Source organism: Kineosporia sp. NBRC 101677, assembly GCF_030269265.1.
In the GTDB taxonomy this organism is placed as follows: domain Bacteria; phylum Actinomycetota; class Actinomycetes; order Actinomycetales; family Kineosporiaceae; genus Kineosporia; species Kineosporia rhizophila.
This window is the reverse complement of sequence record NZ_BSTA01000003.1, coordinates 530032-544040: the sequence shown is the minus strand read 5'-3', so window position 1 is coordinate 544040 and position 14009 is coordinate 530032. Positions and strand designations below refer to the sequence as shown.

Genomic DNA, 14009 nt, shown 5'->3' with positions numbered 1-14009 from the left:
TGAGCCCCGGTCAGGCGACCAGGGACCGGAAGTGCTGGAGCATGCGGGCGGCGTCCGGGGTTCGGCCGGTGATCAGATGGAAGGCGTCGACGGCCTGGTGGACGGCCATGTGGCCGCCGTCGAGGGTGCGGCAGCCGGCGGCGCGGGCTGCTTGCAGCAGCGCGGTCTCCAGTGGCCGGTAGACGATGTCGGCCACCCAGAGTCGGGCGTGCAGAAAGGTGGCGTCGAGGGGGAGTCCGGGGTGGTCGGCCATTCCGGTCGGGGTGCAGTGCACCAGGCCGTCGGCCTCGGACAGCAGCGCGGAGAGTTTCTCCGGGCTGCTGGTCTCGACCTGTGCGCCGGGGTACCGGGCCGACAGGTCCTGGGTGAGGGCGGTGGCCCGTTCGTGGTCGACGTCCACGATGCTCAGGCGTTGGGTGCCCAGCCCGAGCAGGGCTGCGGCGACTGCACTTCCGGCCCCGCCGGCCCCGATCTGGACGACGTGCCGGGTGTCGGCCCCGGGCAGCCCGGTGGTGAAGGCGGCCTCGAAACCGGTGAGGTCGGTGTTGTACCCGACCGCCCGGCCGTCCTCGAACACCACGGTGTTGACGGCGCCGAGGTCGGCCGCCCGGCGCTCGACCCGGTCCAGATGAGGCACCACGATCTGCTTGCAGGGGTGGGTGATGTTGAAGGCGTCGTAGCCGAGCAGCCGGCCGTACCGGACCAGGTCGCCGACGTCGGAGGCCGGTAGGCCGAGCGCGGGCAGGTCGATGGTCCGGTACAGGTACTCGATCCCGTGGTGGCGGGCCTCGGCCATGTGCAGGGCCGGGGTCAGGGAGGGGCCGACCCCGGCGCCGATCAGGCCGGCCAGGTAGGCACGAGTCATGGGGGACCGCTCCCATCGGTATGTACTAAATGGTTCGTACGTTGGGAGTACAGCACGTGGCCGCAGGCCCGGGCAAGGGGATGCGGCTCAGTCCGCCGTAGCGGTCAGCCAGGCCACGACGACGTCACCGATCATCGCGCGCAGGTGCTTGCGCTGGAGCGGGGACTGCAGGTCACGGCCGAACAGGTAGCCGAAGGTGTGCTGGTTGGCGACCTGGAAGACGCAGTAGGAGCTGATCACCAGGTGCACGTCGATCGCGTCGACGTCCGCCCGGAAGACCCCCGCGGCCCGGCCCCGGGCCAGGAGGTCCTCGAGGAGCCCGGCCACCGGCGTGGCCAGCTCGCGCACCGACTCGATCCGGCGCAGGAACTCACCCCGGTGGATGTTCTCGATCGAGACCAGGCGGATGAAGTCGGGGTGGGCGTTGTGATGGTCGAACGTGAGCTCGGCCAGCCGGCGCATCGCCTCGACCGGTTCCAGATCGCCGACCACGAGAGCCTGCTCCGCGGCGCGGATACCGGCGTAGGCGTTCTCCAGAACAGCGACGTAGAGCTGCTCCTTGCCGCCGAAGTAGTAGTAGATCATCCGCTTCGTGGTGCGGGTGCGCTCGGCGATCTCGTCGACCCGCGCGCCGGAGAAGCCGTCCTCGGCGAACACTGCGGTGGCCACCTCGAGCAGTTCCGCCCGGGTCCGCTCGGCGTCACGGGTTCGTTCGGCCGGCGACTTGCTCACGGCAGCACTGTAGTGCGTCCCCGGACAGGCCTTGAAGCAGCGTCGCCGTTAATGTACTAGTTAGTTCATTGTCGAGCTCCGGAGGCTGCCATGAAGCGGTCCATCGCCACGGTCTGCCTCAGCGGCGGACTGACCGAGAAGTTGCACGCCTGTGCCGAGGCCGGGTTCGACGGCGTCGAGGTGTTCGAGCCCGACCTCGTGGTCGCCGCGCAGTCACCCGAGGAGATCCGCGCCCTGGCCGACCGGCTGGGTCTCACCCTCGACCTGTACCAGCCGTTCCGGGACTTCGAGGGTGTGGACCCGGAGACCCTGGAGGACAACCTGCGCCGCGCCGAGGCCAAGTTCGCGCTGATCCGCCGCCTGGGCATGGACCTGGTCCTGGTCTGCTCGAACGTCGCCACCGCAGTGGTCGACTCCGACGAGGTCAGCGCCGCCCAGCTGCGCCGCCTGGGCGAGCTGGGGGCCCGCTACGGCGTCCGGATCGCGTTCGAGGCGCTGGCCTGGGGCCGCTTCGTCGACGACTACCGGCGCGCCTGGCGGATCGTCGAGCTGGCGGACCATCCGAACGTCGGGATCTGCCTGGACTCCTTCCACATCCTCTCGCGCGGCCACGACCCGGCCCAGATCGAGGAGATCCCGGGGAAGAAGATCTTCTTCGTCCAGCTCGCCGACGCACCGGCCCTGTCGATGGACGTGCTCCAGTGGTCACGCCACCACCGGCTCTTCCCGGGCGAAGGCTCGTTCGACCTCGCCACCTTCGTGGCCCACGTGCTGCGCACCGGCTACGACGGGCCCCTGTCCCTGGAAGTCTTCAACGACGTCTTCCGGCAGACCGACGTCACCCGCACCGCCGCGCACGCCCTGCGCTCGCTGGTCTGGCTGGAGGACGCCGCCGCGCTCCGGCTCCAGGACCGGACCGACCTGCTGCGCCTGCCCGAGGCCAAGGCCCCGACCGGGTTCGATTTCGTGGAGATCCGCGCCGAGGACACCGCGGCGGTCGAGACCCTGCTGGAGCAGCTCGGATTCACGTTCCGCGGACGCCACCGGTCCAAGCCGGTACGACTCTGGAGCGCCGGAGACGCCCGCGTCGTGCTCAACCAGGAGCAGGCCCGCGACCGTGCACCGCACCTGGCCGCCATCGGCTTCGACGTGGACGACCCTGCCGCCACGGTCGATCGGGCCCAGCAGCTGATGGCACCCCGCGTGTACCGCCGCACCTACGCCTCGGAACTCCCGCTCCAGGGCGTGGCCGCCCCCGACGGCACCGAAATCTTCCTCTGCGACTCGACCGCGGGCACCGACGCCCCGTGGGTGGCCGAGTTCGAGGGCGGCGCCGAACCGGGGCCGAGCCCCACCAGCCCGATCAGCCCGATCAGCCGGGTCGACCACGTCAACATGGTCCAGCCCTGGGAGGACTTCGACGAGGCGGTCCTCTTCTACACCTCCGCCCTGGGACTGGACGCCGAGACCGGTGTCGAGGTCGCCGGCCCCCACGGCCTGGTCCGCAGCCAGGTGATGCGCTCGGTGGAGGGCGCCGTCCGCCTGCCTCTCAACGTCGCTCCGGCCGCGTCCTCGGAGCTGGCCCAGCACGTGGCGTTCGCCTGCGACGACGTAGCCGCGGTAGCCCGTAGCGCTCGCGCCGCAGGCCTGCGATTCCTGCCCGTGCCGGCCAACTACTACGACGACCTCGCGGCCCGCTACGGCCTTCCCGACGCCGTCATCGCCGATCTGCGTGAGCTCGATCTGCTCTACGAACGTGATGCGGCAGGCGAGTTCGTCCACTTCTACACCCGCACCGAGGGCGACGTGTTCTTCGAGGTGGTCGAGCGCCGGTCCCGCTACGACGGTTACGGCGCCGCGAACGCCCCCGTCCGCCTCGCCGCCCAGAGCCTCGGCCGAGGTAAGTAGGTCTTCACCGAAAACCCCGATTGAGGACGCTTGTGAGGACCGACGCTGGAACGCTCAGGAGGTTTCAGGGCACCTCGGGAAAGCCCGGCTGCTCCGGACCGTGTGGGATGTCGATGCGTTCTTCACCGGTGCGCAGGGCTCGCAGCACCACCCGGGCCACGTATTCGGGGGAGTGCGCGACCAGACCGGCCGGAAGTTCACCCCCGGCATAGAACTCGGTGTCGGTGACCGACGGCAGGACCAGGCTCAGCTGGACGTTGTCGTCGGCCAGTTCCATGCGCCCGACCTGGCTCAGCCAGTTCACCGCGACCTTGGTGGCCGGGTAGAGGCAGTTGCCCGCCATCGGCATCTGGGTGGCGCCCGAACTGATGTTGACGATGCGTCCCCGTCCGGCCGCCCGCATGTGCGGCAGGACTGCCTGGATCGCGCTCACGACGCTGACCACGTTCAGGTTCAGCAGATCCAGGAACGCGGCCGGCTCCAGCCCGTCCAGGGCGTGGAACGACCCGGCGCCGGCATTGTTGACCAGCCCGTCCACCCGTCCGAACCGCTCCACCGTGGCCTGGGCCAGTGCGTTGACCTGATCCGGGACCGTGACGTCGGTGGGCACGGCCAGCGCACCGTCCAGTTCCTCGCTCAGCACCTGCAGACGGTCGGCCCGACGGGCCGCCAGCACAGGATGAGCCCCCGCGTCATGCAGCAGGCGGGCTGTCGCCCGGCCGATCCCGGAAGAGGCTCCGGTGACGATGATGACCTTGTCCTCGAGGGTGTCGCTCACTGTTGTTCTGCTCCTGCTCTTGTCCTGCTCTGGTCCGGTGAATCGCCCCCTAGTCAAGGTCCGCGGAGGATGAACGGGGAAGGATCATCTGGCTCTCGATTGATACCTTGCGCATATGAGTGAGTTGGAAACGCGTCAACTCCGGTACTTCGTCGCCGTGGCAGAGGAGCAGCACTTCGGTCGCGCCGCGCAACGCCTGGGCATCGCGCAGCCACCGCTCTCGCGCGCAATCCGCGACCTGGAACGGCAACTGGGCGTCCAACTGCTGGTGCGTACCACCCGTCAGGTGGCCCTGACCCCGGCCGGCCAGGCCCTGCTGGAAGACAGTCGCACGGCCCTCGACGCGGTGACCCGGGCTGCCAACCGAGCCCGTCAGGCCGGTCAGGACCAGCCCCGACTGCGGCTTGCCCTCAAGGCCGACCACGACGGTGGCCTCCTGGGCAGGATTCTGGACGCCTACACCGTCCTACCGGTGGAACTACTGCTGGGCGTCTACGGCGAGCAGCTTCCGGCCCTGCACGAGGGGCGGGCCGACGTGGCCTTCGTACACACGCCTTTCGAGGAACGCGGGCTGGACAGCGAGCCACTGATCACCGGCCCCCGCGTGGTCGCCCTGGCCGCCTCAGACCCGCTGGCCGCCCGTAGCCGTATAGGGCTGGCCGACCTGGCGGGACGGCGTCTGCCGGACGGGCAGGCGGCAGACGAGGGGTTCCCCAAGTCCTCGACCCCGTCCCTGCCGCTGTTGGACCACTCGCAGATCTTCAACCTCATCGAGGTCGGGAACGCTGTCTGGTTCCTGCCGACCTGGGTGGCCGACCGCCTTCCCCGGCCCGGCATCACCTACCGTCCGGTGGAAGGGCTGGAACCGGTGACACTGTCGGTGGTCTGGCTGGCCGAAAACCGTTCGGCCGCAGTGGCGGCGTTCGTGCGAACAGCCCAGCAGATCGCCCAGCCCGCTGACCTTCCAGTTCACGGAACGGAAGGTCTTGAACCCGTGACCACCGAAGCCGCCGGGCGGGCGTGAGAACCCAACCAACATCGGTGATCAGGATTCGGCAACTGCCGGGCTCGCTGCGCCTACGGCCAGTACCACGCTTCAGGCCAGGCGCCGCGTCGGCCACCGCGCGAGGTCGGCCTCCAGCAGCGCCGGGTCGCGTGGTTCCGGCACCTCGCCGAGGATCTCCAGGCGAGTGATCCGCTCGATGCGGAAGCCGCGGATCGCATCACGCAGCCGGCACCAGCCCGCCAGCAGCCAGGCATCACCCGCCCGCAGAAGACCCATCGTCTCCACGTCACGAACGGTGCTGGTGGACAGATCGGGGCCGCCGTCCTCGTTCTCGCCCAGATAGGTCAACCGGACCAGACGGCGAGCGGCGATCACGTCGGAGAGCAACCCCAACGGCACCGCATCGTCCGTCGGGGCGACGGCGTCGATGACCTGAATCATCCCGAGCATCTCGTGCACGGCGCCGCGGTGCTCCTCCTGCATGACCGCGGCGATCTTGGCGCGGGCCCGGCGGGCGGCCGCCTGGTACGGCGAGGACTCCAGCAGCGCCAGGCCGGCGAGCACCGCCAGCGATTCAGGGGCAGACAGGTTCAGCGGCGGCAGCGTGTACTCGCGCAGGATCGAGTAACCGCCCGCCGCCCCCTGCTCGGCGTAGATCGGGACCCCGGCCAGCTGCAGCGACCTGAGGTCGCGTTCGATGGTGCGGGCCGAGACCCCGAACTCCGCGGCGAGCCGAGCGGCCGACCAGGGCCGGCGCGCCCCGCGCAGCAGATCCACGAGGGCGTACTGCCGCTCGGCGCGCTTCATCCGGCAAGTGTGGCAGAGGCCGCCACCGGCGCCGATGGCCCTCAACCGATGGGCCTCAGCTGCGCATGCTCCGCTGACCGCCGACGGACCACGCCCGGCGGACCCGGCCGTCCTCGGCGAAGTCGAACACGTCCACGCCGCCCGCGCGTTGCCCGCCCGCCTCCACGTCCCACAGCAGTCGCCCGTGCTCGCCGTCGATCGCGTCAGCGATGCGGGTGAAGACGGTCTCGGGGTTCTGGCCGTGCCACCAGTCCAGGTACTGCGCGAAGTCCTCGGCGCTGCGAATGTCGTCCGCCGGGGTCGACCCGTCGGGCTCGGTCACCGCGAAGTGGATGCGGAAGTCGTCGGAGCAGATCTGACGGGCGAGGTCGCCGTCGCTGTTCCACATGGTCAGCCACAGGTCGAGCGAGTGCCGGGCGGAGGTGGTCGTGACCGTGGGGTTCGGGTTCTGGGTCATGCAGGCAACCCTGGACCGCCCGGGCGACAACAGTGTGTCGGTGTTGCCGACATTTCCTCCGCAGGACAGGACCTAGCCGTACAGCCTGCGCTCCAGCGTCACTGCGTGCTGCTGCACCTGGGCCACGAGCTCGCGGTAGCGCTCCGGTGTCGCCTGATCGGCCCGGAAGGTCACCGCCAGGGCCACCGCCGGCCAGCCGCTGCGATCGCGCACGGCCACGGCGACCGACGCCAGACCTTCTGCTATCTCACCGTTCTCGACCGCGTAACCCCGGGCCCGGGTGGCCAGCAGTTCCTCGCGCAGCTGTGAGTACGATTGCGGCGGAAGCGGATTGGCGGCGAAGGCCTCCGGGCCGGGGAAGATGGCGCGCACCTGCTCACGAGGCAGCACGGCCAGCAGGGCCCGCCCGCTCGCGGTCAGCGAGCTCGGAAGCCGCACCCCGACATCGGTGACCAGAACCGGCCGACCGGGCGCACGCTCGTCTGCAAGATAGACCACGTCCCGGCCCAGCAGGACGGCGAGGTGCCCGCTCTCGCGCACCTTGTCCACCAGGTTGGCCAGCACCGGCCGGCCCAGCCGGGTGACCGGTTCCTGCCGGGTGTACCCCGAGCCCAGCTCGAAGGCCGCGATGCCCAGCCCGTACCGCTTGTCCTCGGGATATCTCAGGACGAAACCCCTCTCCTCCAGCACCCCCAGCAGCCGGTAGACGCTCGAGCGGGGCAGATCCAGCGTGCGAGCCAGGGTGGCCGCCGCCACCGGACCCCGCTGCAGGCCCAGAAAGGACAAAATGCGCAGAGCCGCATCAACGGTCGGAGCCGGTGCTGTGCCGCCCATCACGTGCTCCTCCCGCATAAGCCAATGTCCAGCATCCTAGACACCGGCCTGGTCCGAGGCCTAGAGACCGCACCCTGCGCAGCAGTGAGATAGCGGCCATGACAGACGCTTACGCACCCCTCGGCGAGCACGACGTCCTGATCGGCACGGGACCGGTGAGCGTCGCGGACGTCGTTGCGGTGGCCCGCCACGGCCGCCGGGTGGCCCTGGACCCGATCGCGCTGAAAGAGGTCGAGGCTTCCCGCGCCCGGATCGAGGCCCTGGCCGTGGACGCGGAACCGCACTACGGCATCTCCACCGGCTTCGGCGCTTTGGCCACCACCTTCATCGCTCCGGAGGCCCGCACCCAGCTGCAGCGCAGCCTGGTGCGCTCGCACGCGGCCGGATCAGGGCCCACGGTCGAGGACGAGGTCGTGCGCGCGCTCATGCTGCTGCGCCTGTCCACCCTGATGACCGGCCGCACCGGCGTGCGCCCCACCACCGCCCAGGCCTACGCCGACCTGCTGAACGCCCACCTGACCCCGGTCGTGCACGAATACGGCTCGCTGGGATGCTCCGGCGACCTGGCCCCGCTGTCACACTGCGCTCTGGCGGTCATGGGCGAGGGCGTGGTGCGCACCCGCGAAGGCGTCGAGCTGCCCGCGGCCCAGGCGCTGACCGAGGCCGGTCTGCAGCCCGTGGTGCTGGCCGAGAAGGAAGGGCTGGCGCTGATCAACGGCACCGACGGCATGCTCGGCCAGCTCGCCCTGGCCCTGCACGACCTCACCAACCTGTTCAGCGTCGCCGACGTCGCCGCCGCGATGAGCGTCGAAGGGCTTCTCGGCAGCGACGCCGTCTTCGCCGTCGACCTGCACCAGCTGCGCCCCCACGACGGCCAGGGCATCGCCGCGGGGAACATGCGCCGTCTGTTGGCCGGCTCCCCGATCGTGGCCAGCCACCAGGGCCCCGAATGCACCCGCGTGCAGGACGCCTACTCGCTGCGCTGCGCACCGCAGGTGCACGGCGCCGGCCGTGACACCCTGGCCCACGCCGACGCCGTGGCCGCCCGGGAACTGGCCTCGGCGATCGACAACCCGGTCGTCACCCCGGACGGGCGGGTCGAGTCCAACGGCAACTTCCACGGCGCCCCCGTGGCCTACGCGCTCGACTTCCTGGCCATTGCCGTGGCCGACCTGGCCAGCATCTCCGAACGCCGCACCGACCGCTTCCTCGACCCGGCCCGCAACCAGGGCCTGCCCGCCTTCCTGGCCCACGACGCCGGCGTCGACTCCGGGCTGATGATCGCCCAGTACACCGCCGCCGGCATCGTCAGCGAACTCAAGCGCCTGGCCAACCCCGCCTCGGTCGACTCGATCCCCAGCTCGGCCATGCAGGAGGACCACGTCTCGATGGGCTGGGCCGCCGCCCGCAAGCTGCGCAAGGCCGTCGACGGCCTCACCCGCGTCCTGGCCATCGAAATCCTCACCAGCAGCCGCGCCCTGGACCTGCGCGCACCCCTGACCGCCGCACCGGCCACCGCGGCCGTGCTCGCCGTGGTGCGCGAGCACGTACCGGGGCCCGGCCCGGACCGCTTCCTGACCCCCGAGATAGACGCCGTGGTGCAGCTGATCGCCTCGGGCGCCGTCACCCGGGCTGCGCGCTCGCAGGTGGATCTCGACTGACCGGGGCACCGCCCTCGGCATCTCCCGGGCACGGCAGAATCGACGTCCATGAAGGCTCTGGTTCTCGACCGCCCTGTGGCTCTGCTTCGGCCGGCCGCGTGAACACGAACAGCAGCCCCGCCGGCGCAGAGGTGGTGACGCTGGCCAGTGACCTGATCCGGATCGACACCACCAACACCGGCGACCCCGACACGACGGTGGGGGAGCGGTCGGCCGCCGAATACGTTGCCGCCCAATTGGAAGACGTCGGTTACCAGGTCACGTACCTGGAGTCGGCTCCCGGGCGGGCCAACGTCATCACCCGCATCCCGGGGGCCGACCCGGCCCGCGGGGCCCTCCTGGTGCACGCACACCTCGACGTGGTCCCCTTCGATGCTTCGGAGTGGCGGGTGCACCCGCTGTCCGGCGACGTCGACGACGGTTACCTGTGGGGTCGAGGAGCGGTCGACATGAAGCACATGGCGGCCATGACGCTCGCGGTCGCCCGGCAGTTCAAGCGGGACGGCACGGTACCCCCACGCGACCTGGTACTCGCCTTCGTCGCCGACGAGGAGGCCGGCGGGGTGTTCGGGGCCCAGTGGCTGGTGAAGAACCACCCGCAGCTCTTCGAGGGCGTCAGCGAGGCGATCGGCGAGGTCGGCGGGTTCTCGGTGACCCTGGCCGACGACGTGCGCGGCTATCTGGTGGAGACCGCCCAGAAGGGCTCGATGTGGCTGCGGCTCACCGCCCGAGGGGTGGCCGGGCACGGTTCGATGATCGGGCACGACAACGCCGTGGCGAAGCTGGCGGCCGCCGTCACCCGCCTCGAGCAGCACGAGTTCCCGCTGGTCCTGACCGGCCCGGTCCGCGACTTCCTGACCGTCGTCGGGGAGATCTCCGGCGTCCCGTTCGACGAGGACGACCCGCAGGCGGCGGTGGCCCGGCTGGGCAGCCTGTCCCGGATGATCGGGGCCACCCTGCGCAACACCGCGAACGTGACCGTGTTCCAGGCCGGTTACCGGGACAACGTCGTGCCTTCCGTGGCCCACGCCGTCGTGGACGGGCGGTTCCTGCCCGGTCAGCGCGAGATCCTCGAGCGGGACGTACGAGCGGTGCTCGGGCCCGAGATCGAGCTGCAGGTCCGTTCGCTGCCGGCGGTCGAGACCACCTTCGACGGCCACCTGGTCGACCGGATGGCGGCCGCGATCCGCACGCAGGACCCGACGGCCCGGCTGCTGCCGTACATGCTGTCGGCCGCCACCGACGCCAAGTCGTTCCAGCAGCTGGGCATTCGCAACTTCGGCTTCGTCCCCCTGCGGCTGCCACCCGACCTGGACTTCACCGCCCTGTTCCACGGGGTGGACGAGCGGGTCCCGACCGACGCGCTCGAGTTCGGAACCGCCGTCCTGCAAAGCTTTCTGTCCGACTGCTGAGGGTGCGCCGGGATCAGAGCCCGCGGTCGGCGGGTTGCCCGTGGTGTGACGAACGGGCCACGTGCTGGGCCACCCGCTGCGCCTCGATCCGGATCTGGCGCAGCATCCCGCCCAGCGTCACGTCGTAGCCGATGAAGTAGAGCCCGGGCCAAGCCGGGACTCCCGCATGCGCCACCGGAAGGCCGTCACTGTCGAACAGCGTTGCATCATCGAAAAGTTCGCCTAGTCCAGTGGTGTAGCCGGTGGCCGCGACCACGGCATCGGGTCGCAGGCTCGTCCCATCGGCCAGCTCCACGCTGTCAAGGGTGAAACTCTGCACGGCGGCGACCGGTTTCACCCGCCGCTGCTGAATGTCCGCGACGATCCCCACGTCCTGCAAGGGCACGTAGCGCGAGGTGCGCAACCGTGTCTTCAGGCCCACGACCGGGCGGGAGAGACCGTAGGGCCGTAGGTCCGGGATCTCGACCCGGGCCAGGCCGGCTGCGACGGGATCGAAGATACGCTCCGGCAGCCCGCCGAGCAGGAGGCCGTTCATCTGGGCCGGCCAGCCCGCGACCGTGCGGCGCACGATGTGCGGCGGGGTGCGCACCGCCAGGCTCACCGAGGCAGCACCGCCCTCGGCGAGGTCACTGGCGATCTCGGCGCCGCTGTTGCCGGGTCCGACGACCAGAACGTCCTTGCCCCGGAACGGTTCGGCATTGCGGTACTGGGACGAGTGGATGAGCTGACCGTTCCAGGACTCGCGGCCGGGCCAGTCGGGGATCAGGGGAGTGTGAAGGTAGCCAATGGCGATGACCAGCGTGCGGGTGCGATGGGTGGCGCCGCCGGCCAGGTGCAGCGACCAGCCACCGTCGCTGGCCGACTCGACTCGTTCGACCGTCGTGCCGGTCCGTACGTCGAGGTCGAACTTCTCGGCGTACGCCTGCAGATAGCTGACCAGGTCGTCGCGGCGTACCCACCGGCCGAACTCGCGAGGCATCGCCAGCCCCGGCAGCGCTGAAAGTCGCCGCGTGGTGTGCAGACGCAGGCGGTCGTACCGGCCGCGCCAACTGGCTCCGACGGCGTCCCCACGCTCGAGGACGACGCTGTCCACGCCGTGGCGCTTCAGCTGAGCCGCCACCGCCAGGCCGGCCGCGCCGGCACCCACGATGGTCACGTCGGAGAACAACAGGCACTCCTCATCCTTGAGCTGCCGGAGGGTACAGAACATGACATAGCGGGGTGCCCTACCGCAATGGTCGGCCGGGCTCAGCGTGCTGAAACGGTGAGCGACGGACGGCCGAGACACTCGTCGCCGTCCCGTATCCGCGTGGGCCCGGCCGACCTCGCTACTCGGCCCCGGCGTTGTTGAGTTCGGCGAGCCTGCGCAGCAGGGGCGGGGCGTCGAACGGGTCCAGGACGGCCTCGATGAGCACCATCTGGTCGCTCGGAGCCTCCTCGAGGGCGGCCCGTAGTTCGGTCGTCGTCTTCACCGTGCGGGTGTGAATGGGCGTCTGGACCAGGGATTCGGCCAGGGCTGTCCAGTTCCAGGGGGCCACGTCGTTGTAGCCGGCCTTGGGGCTCTGCAGGGCCCGCTCGATCGTGTAGCCGGCGTTGTTCAGCAGCAGGATCACCGGGTTCAGGCCGTAGCGAGCGATGGTGCTCAGTTCCTGCACGGTCATCTGGGCGGCCCCGTCGCCGATCAGCAGCACCGGGCGCCGGGAGGGATCGGCCAGGCCCTGGCCCAGGGTGGCGGGCAGGGCGTAGCCGATCGAGTTCCAGATCGGCTGGGCGTGGAAGACGGTGTCGTCGGGGAAGGCCAGGGAGGCCGCGCCCCAGAAGGCGGTGCCGGTGTCGGCCAGCAGGGCGGTGCCTTCGGGCAGCCACGACTGCACCGCGCGCCAGAGATTTTCCTGGGTCAGTTCCTCGTCCTCGTGGTCTGGCAGCAGCGGATTGATTGGTGCAGCAACGCTTTCGAAGCGCACGCCGGAGCACAGCGCCGCCAGTTCCTGCACTGCGTCTGCGAAATGGACAGGGTAGGAGGTCTCGCCGATCTGCGAGAAGGTGGCGTGCACCTGGAGGGTGCGTTCGTCGGCCGGGCGGTGGGTGAAGAAGCCCGACAGTACGTCCGAGGCCACCGTGCCCAGTTCCAGCACCAGGTCGGCCTGGGCGACCAACTGGGCGCTGCGGGCGTCCACCATTGTTCCGGCGTACACGCCGTGATTCAGCGGGTCGGACTCGTCGATCACGCCCTTGGCGGCCAGCGTGGTCACGATGGGGATGCCGGCCGAGCGGGCGGCCTGCAGTACCTGCGCACCCAGACCGAACCGGGCCACCAGGTGACCGACCACGAGAACGGGGCGGACAGCGTCTTCAAACAGGTTGGCCAGGGCCTCTCGCAGACGCAGGGCGGCTGCCTCGTCCCGAACCGGGGCCAGGGGAGTGGCCAGTGGTGCGGGGTCGACCGGCAGGGTGGCCAGATCCTGCGGGATGCTCAGGTAGGCAGGCTTGCGGTGGGTGATCGCGGCCAACAGCACGGCGTCGATCTGCTCGGTGGCGCGCTCGGCGGTGACCGTCTCCACGGCCACGCTGATCTGTCGGTAGGCGTGCTCGAACCGGTCGAAGACGCCGTCGGCGAGGGTGTGGTGCACCAGTCGGCCGGCCTGGACCGCGGCCGTGCGGGGACTGCCCACGACGTGCACCACCGGCACGTCCTCGGCCGCGCTGCCCGCCACCGCATTGATGCAGCTCAGTTCACCCACACCGTAGGTGGTCACCAGCGCCGCCAGCCCCCGGGTGCGGGCGTAGGCATCGGCCGCGTACCCCGCGCCCAGTTCGTTCGGTGAGCCGACCCAGGCCAGACCCTCGACCTCGTTCAGGTGGTCGAGCAGGGTGAGGTTGAAGTCGCCGGGCACACCGAACAGGTGCTCCACACCGGCCTGCCGCAGCCGCCGGCCCAGGTACTCAGCGAGATTCATCCTCATGGGCATCAACATGCGATCTTGGAAGCAGACTGCGCAAGACCCGAGAGCCGGGCTGAGCATTCTGCGCAACTGCCCCGACGAGGCGGTGAGAGACTGAGCAACATGACACCTCTGGATGGCACGGACGCCCGCATCCTGCTCGCCCTGGACCGCAACCCCCAGGCGACGGTCGTGGCGCTGGCCAACGACCTGGGCCTGGCCCGCAACACCGTGCAGGCCCGGCTGCGGCGGATGGAGACCAGCGGCGTCCTCAGTTCCACCAGCCGCCGGGTCGAGCCCGAGGCCCTCGGGTACCCGCTGATGGCCTTCGTCACCGTGACCATCAGCCAGCGCATGCGCGACCAGGCCAACGCGGCCCTGGCCGGCCTGCCGGAGATCGTCGAGCTGCTGGCCACCACCGGCGACGGCGACATGCTGGCCCGGGTGGTGGCGCGCGACACCGCCGACCTGAACCGGGTCACCGAGAGCCTGCTCGACATGCCCGGAATCGTGCGCACCAGCACCTCGATCGTGCTGAAGAAGATCCACTCGCTGCGGATGGACCTGCTGCTGGAACGCCTGGCCGACCGCTGAGGACCCGTCCCCG

General features: G+C 70.3%; 13 protein-coding genes. 5 read left to right on the top strand and 8 right to left on the bottom strand.

The genetic code is table 11. The annotated features are described in order from the left end of the window. Positions 1-10 precede the first annotated feature (10 nt). Positions 11-865, bottom strand: coding sequence for a shikimate dehydrogenase (locus QSK18_RS11350; RefSeq protein WP_232810457.1), 855 nt, complete (start codon positions 863-865; stop codon positions 11-13). Positions 866-952: 87 nt separating this feature from the next. Further along, entirely contained in the window at positions 953-1597 is a 645-nt protein-coding gene (locus tag QSK18_RS11345; protein WP_285618605.1) for a TetR/AcrR family transcriptional regulator, read from the bottom strand. A 90-nt stretch (positions 1598-1687) separates the two neighbouring features. Between QSK18_RS11345 and QSK18_RS11340 the strand changes: the two genes are divergently transcribed. After that, entirely contained in the window at positions 1688-3505 is a 1818-nt protein-coding gene (locus QSK18_RS11340) for a bifunctional sugar phosphate isomerase/epimerase/4-hydroxyphenylpyruvate dioxygenase family protein (protein ID WP_285618603.1), read from the top strand. Positions 3506-3569: 64 nt separating this feature from the next. Here QSK18_RS11340 and QSK18_RS11335 read toward each other — a convergent pair whose 3' ends face one another. Continuing rightward, on the bottom strand, positions 3570-4283 hold the full coding sequence (locus QSK18_RS11335) for an SDR family NAD(P)-dependent oxidoreductase (protein WP_285618600.1): 714 nt from the start codon (positions 4281-4283) through the stop codon (positions 3570-3572). A 115-nt stretch (positions 4284-4398) separates the two neighbouring features. Between QSK18_RS11335 and QSK18_RS11330 the strand changes: the two genes are divergently transcribed. After that, entirely contained in the window at positions 4399-5307 is a 909-nt protein-coding gene (locus QSK18_RS11330; RefSeq protein ID WP_285618597.1) for a LysR family transcriptional regulator, read from the top strand. 72 nt (positions 5308-5379) lie between these two features. Here the strand turns inward: QSK18_RS11330 and QSK18_RS11325 are convergent, their stop codons facing one another. The 3 genes from QSK18_RS11325 to QSK18_RS11315 all read right to left on the bottom strand — a co-directional run bounded on the left by QSK18_RS11325 (position 5380) and on the right by QSK18_RS11315 (position 7387). After that, positions 5380-6096 (bottom strand): helix-turn-helix transcriptional regulator, encoded by a 717-nt coding sequence (locus tag QSK18_RS11325; protein ID WP_285618596.1) that lies wholly within the window; start codon positions 6094-6096, stop codon positions 5380-5382. A 55-nt stretch (positions 6097-6151) separates the two neighbouring features. After that, positions 6152-6553, bottom strand: a complete 402-nt coding sequence (locus QSK18_RS11320) for a nuclear transport factor 2 family protein (RefSeq protein ID WP_285618595.1) — start codon at positions 6551-6553, stop codon at positions 6152-6154. Between the two features lie 72 nt (positions 6554-6625). Further along, a complete protein-coding gene (locus tag QSK18_RS11315; RefSeq protein ID WP_232810464.1) occupies positions 6626-7387 on the bottom strand; it encodes an IclR family transcriptional regulator in 762 nt (253 codons plus the stop codon). Between the two features lie 98 nt (positions 7388-7485). Here QSK18_RS11315 and hutH point away from each other — a divergent pair, with 98 nt between their 5' ends. Beyond that, positions 7486-9048: a histidine ammonia-lyase gene (hutH, locus tag QSK18_RS11310; protein WP_285618591.1), complete on the top strand. Its 1563-nt coding sequence runs from the start codon at positions 7486-7488 to the stop codon at positions 9046-9048. A 98-nt stretch (positions 9049-9146) separates the two neighbouring features. Continuing rightward, on the top strand, positions 9147-10460 hold the full coding sequence (locus QSK18_RS11305; protein ID WP_285618585.1) for a M20/M25/M40 family metallo-hydrolase: 1314 nt from the start codon (positions 9147-9149) through the stop codon (positions 10458-10460). A gap of 13 nt (positions 10461-10473) precedes the next feature. On the opposite strand, the gene QSK18_RS11300 is transcribed toward QSK18_RS11305, so the two are convergent. Further along, positions 10474-11628, bottom strand: coding sequence for a flavin-containing monooxygenase (locus tag QSK18_RS11300; protein ID WP_285618583.1), 1155 nt, complete (start codon positions 11626-11628; stop codon positions 10474-10476). A gap of 160 nt (positions 11629-11788) precedes the next feature. Further along, complete coding sequence (locus QSK18_RS11295) at positions 11789-13423, bottom strand: alpha-keto acid decarboxylase family protein (protein WP_285618581.1); 1635 nt, start codon at positions 13421-13423, stop codon at positions 11789-11791. Positions 13424-13525: 102 nt separating this feature from the next. On the opposite strand from QSK18_RS11295, the gene QSK18_RS11290 reads away from it, so the two are divergent. Beyond that, positions 13526-13996: an Lrp/AsnC family transcriptional regulator gene (locus QSK18_RS11290; protein ID WP_285618580.1), complete on the top strand. Its 471-nt coding sequence runs from the start codon at positions 13526-13528 to the stop codon at positions 13994-13996. Positions 13997-14009 lie beyond the last annotated feature (13 nt).

Bases quoted from the DNA above. Each gene is read 5' to 3' on its own strand.
- QSK18_RS11350 (WP_232810457.1), bottom strand. From the start codon at position 865: ATGACTCGTGCCTACCTGGCCGGCCTGATCGGCGCCGGGGTCGGCCCC.
- QSK18_RS11340 (WP_285618603.1), top strand. From the start codon at position 1,688: ATGAAGCGGTCCATCGCCACGGTCTGCCTCAGCGGCGGACTGACCGAG.
- hutH (WP_285618591.1), top strand. From the start codon at position 7,486: ATGACAGACGCTTACGCACCCCTCGGCGAGCACGACGTCCTGATCGGC.
- QSK18_RS11295 (WP_285618581.1), bottom strand. From the start codon at position 13,423: ATGAGGATGAATCTCGCTGAGTACCTGGGCCGGCGGCTGCGGCAGGCC.
- QSK18_RS11330 (WP_285618597.1), top strand. From the start codon at position 4,399: ATGAGTGAGTTGGAAACGCGTCAACTCCGGTACTTCGTCGCCGTGGCA.
- QSK18_RS11315 (WP_232810464.1), bottom strand. From the start codon at position 7,387: ATGGGCGGCACAGCACCGGCTCCGACCGTTGATGCGGCTCTGCGCATT.
- QSK18_RS11320 (WP_285618595.1), bottom strand. From the start codon at position 6,553: ATGACCCAGAACCCGAACCCCACGGTCACGACCACCTCCGCCCGGCAC.
- QSK18_RS11325 (WP_285618596.1), bottom strand. From the start codon at position 6,096: ATGAAGCGCGCCGAGCGGCAGTACGCCCTCGTGGATCTGCTGCGCGGG.
- QSK18_RS11290 (WP_285618580.1), top strand. From the start codon at position 13,526: ATGACACCTCTGGATGGCACGGACGCCCGCATCCTGCTCGCCCTGGAC.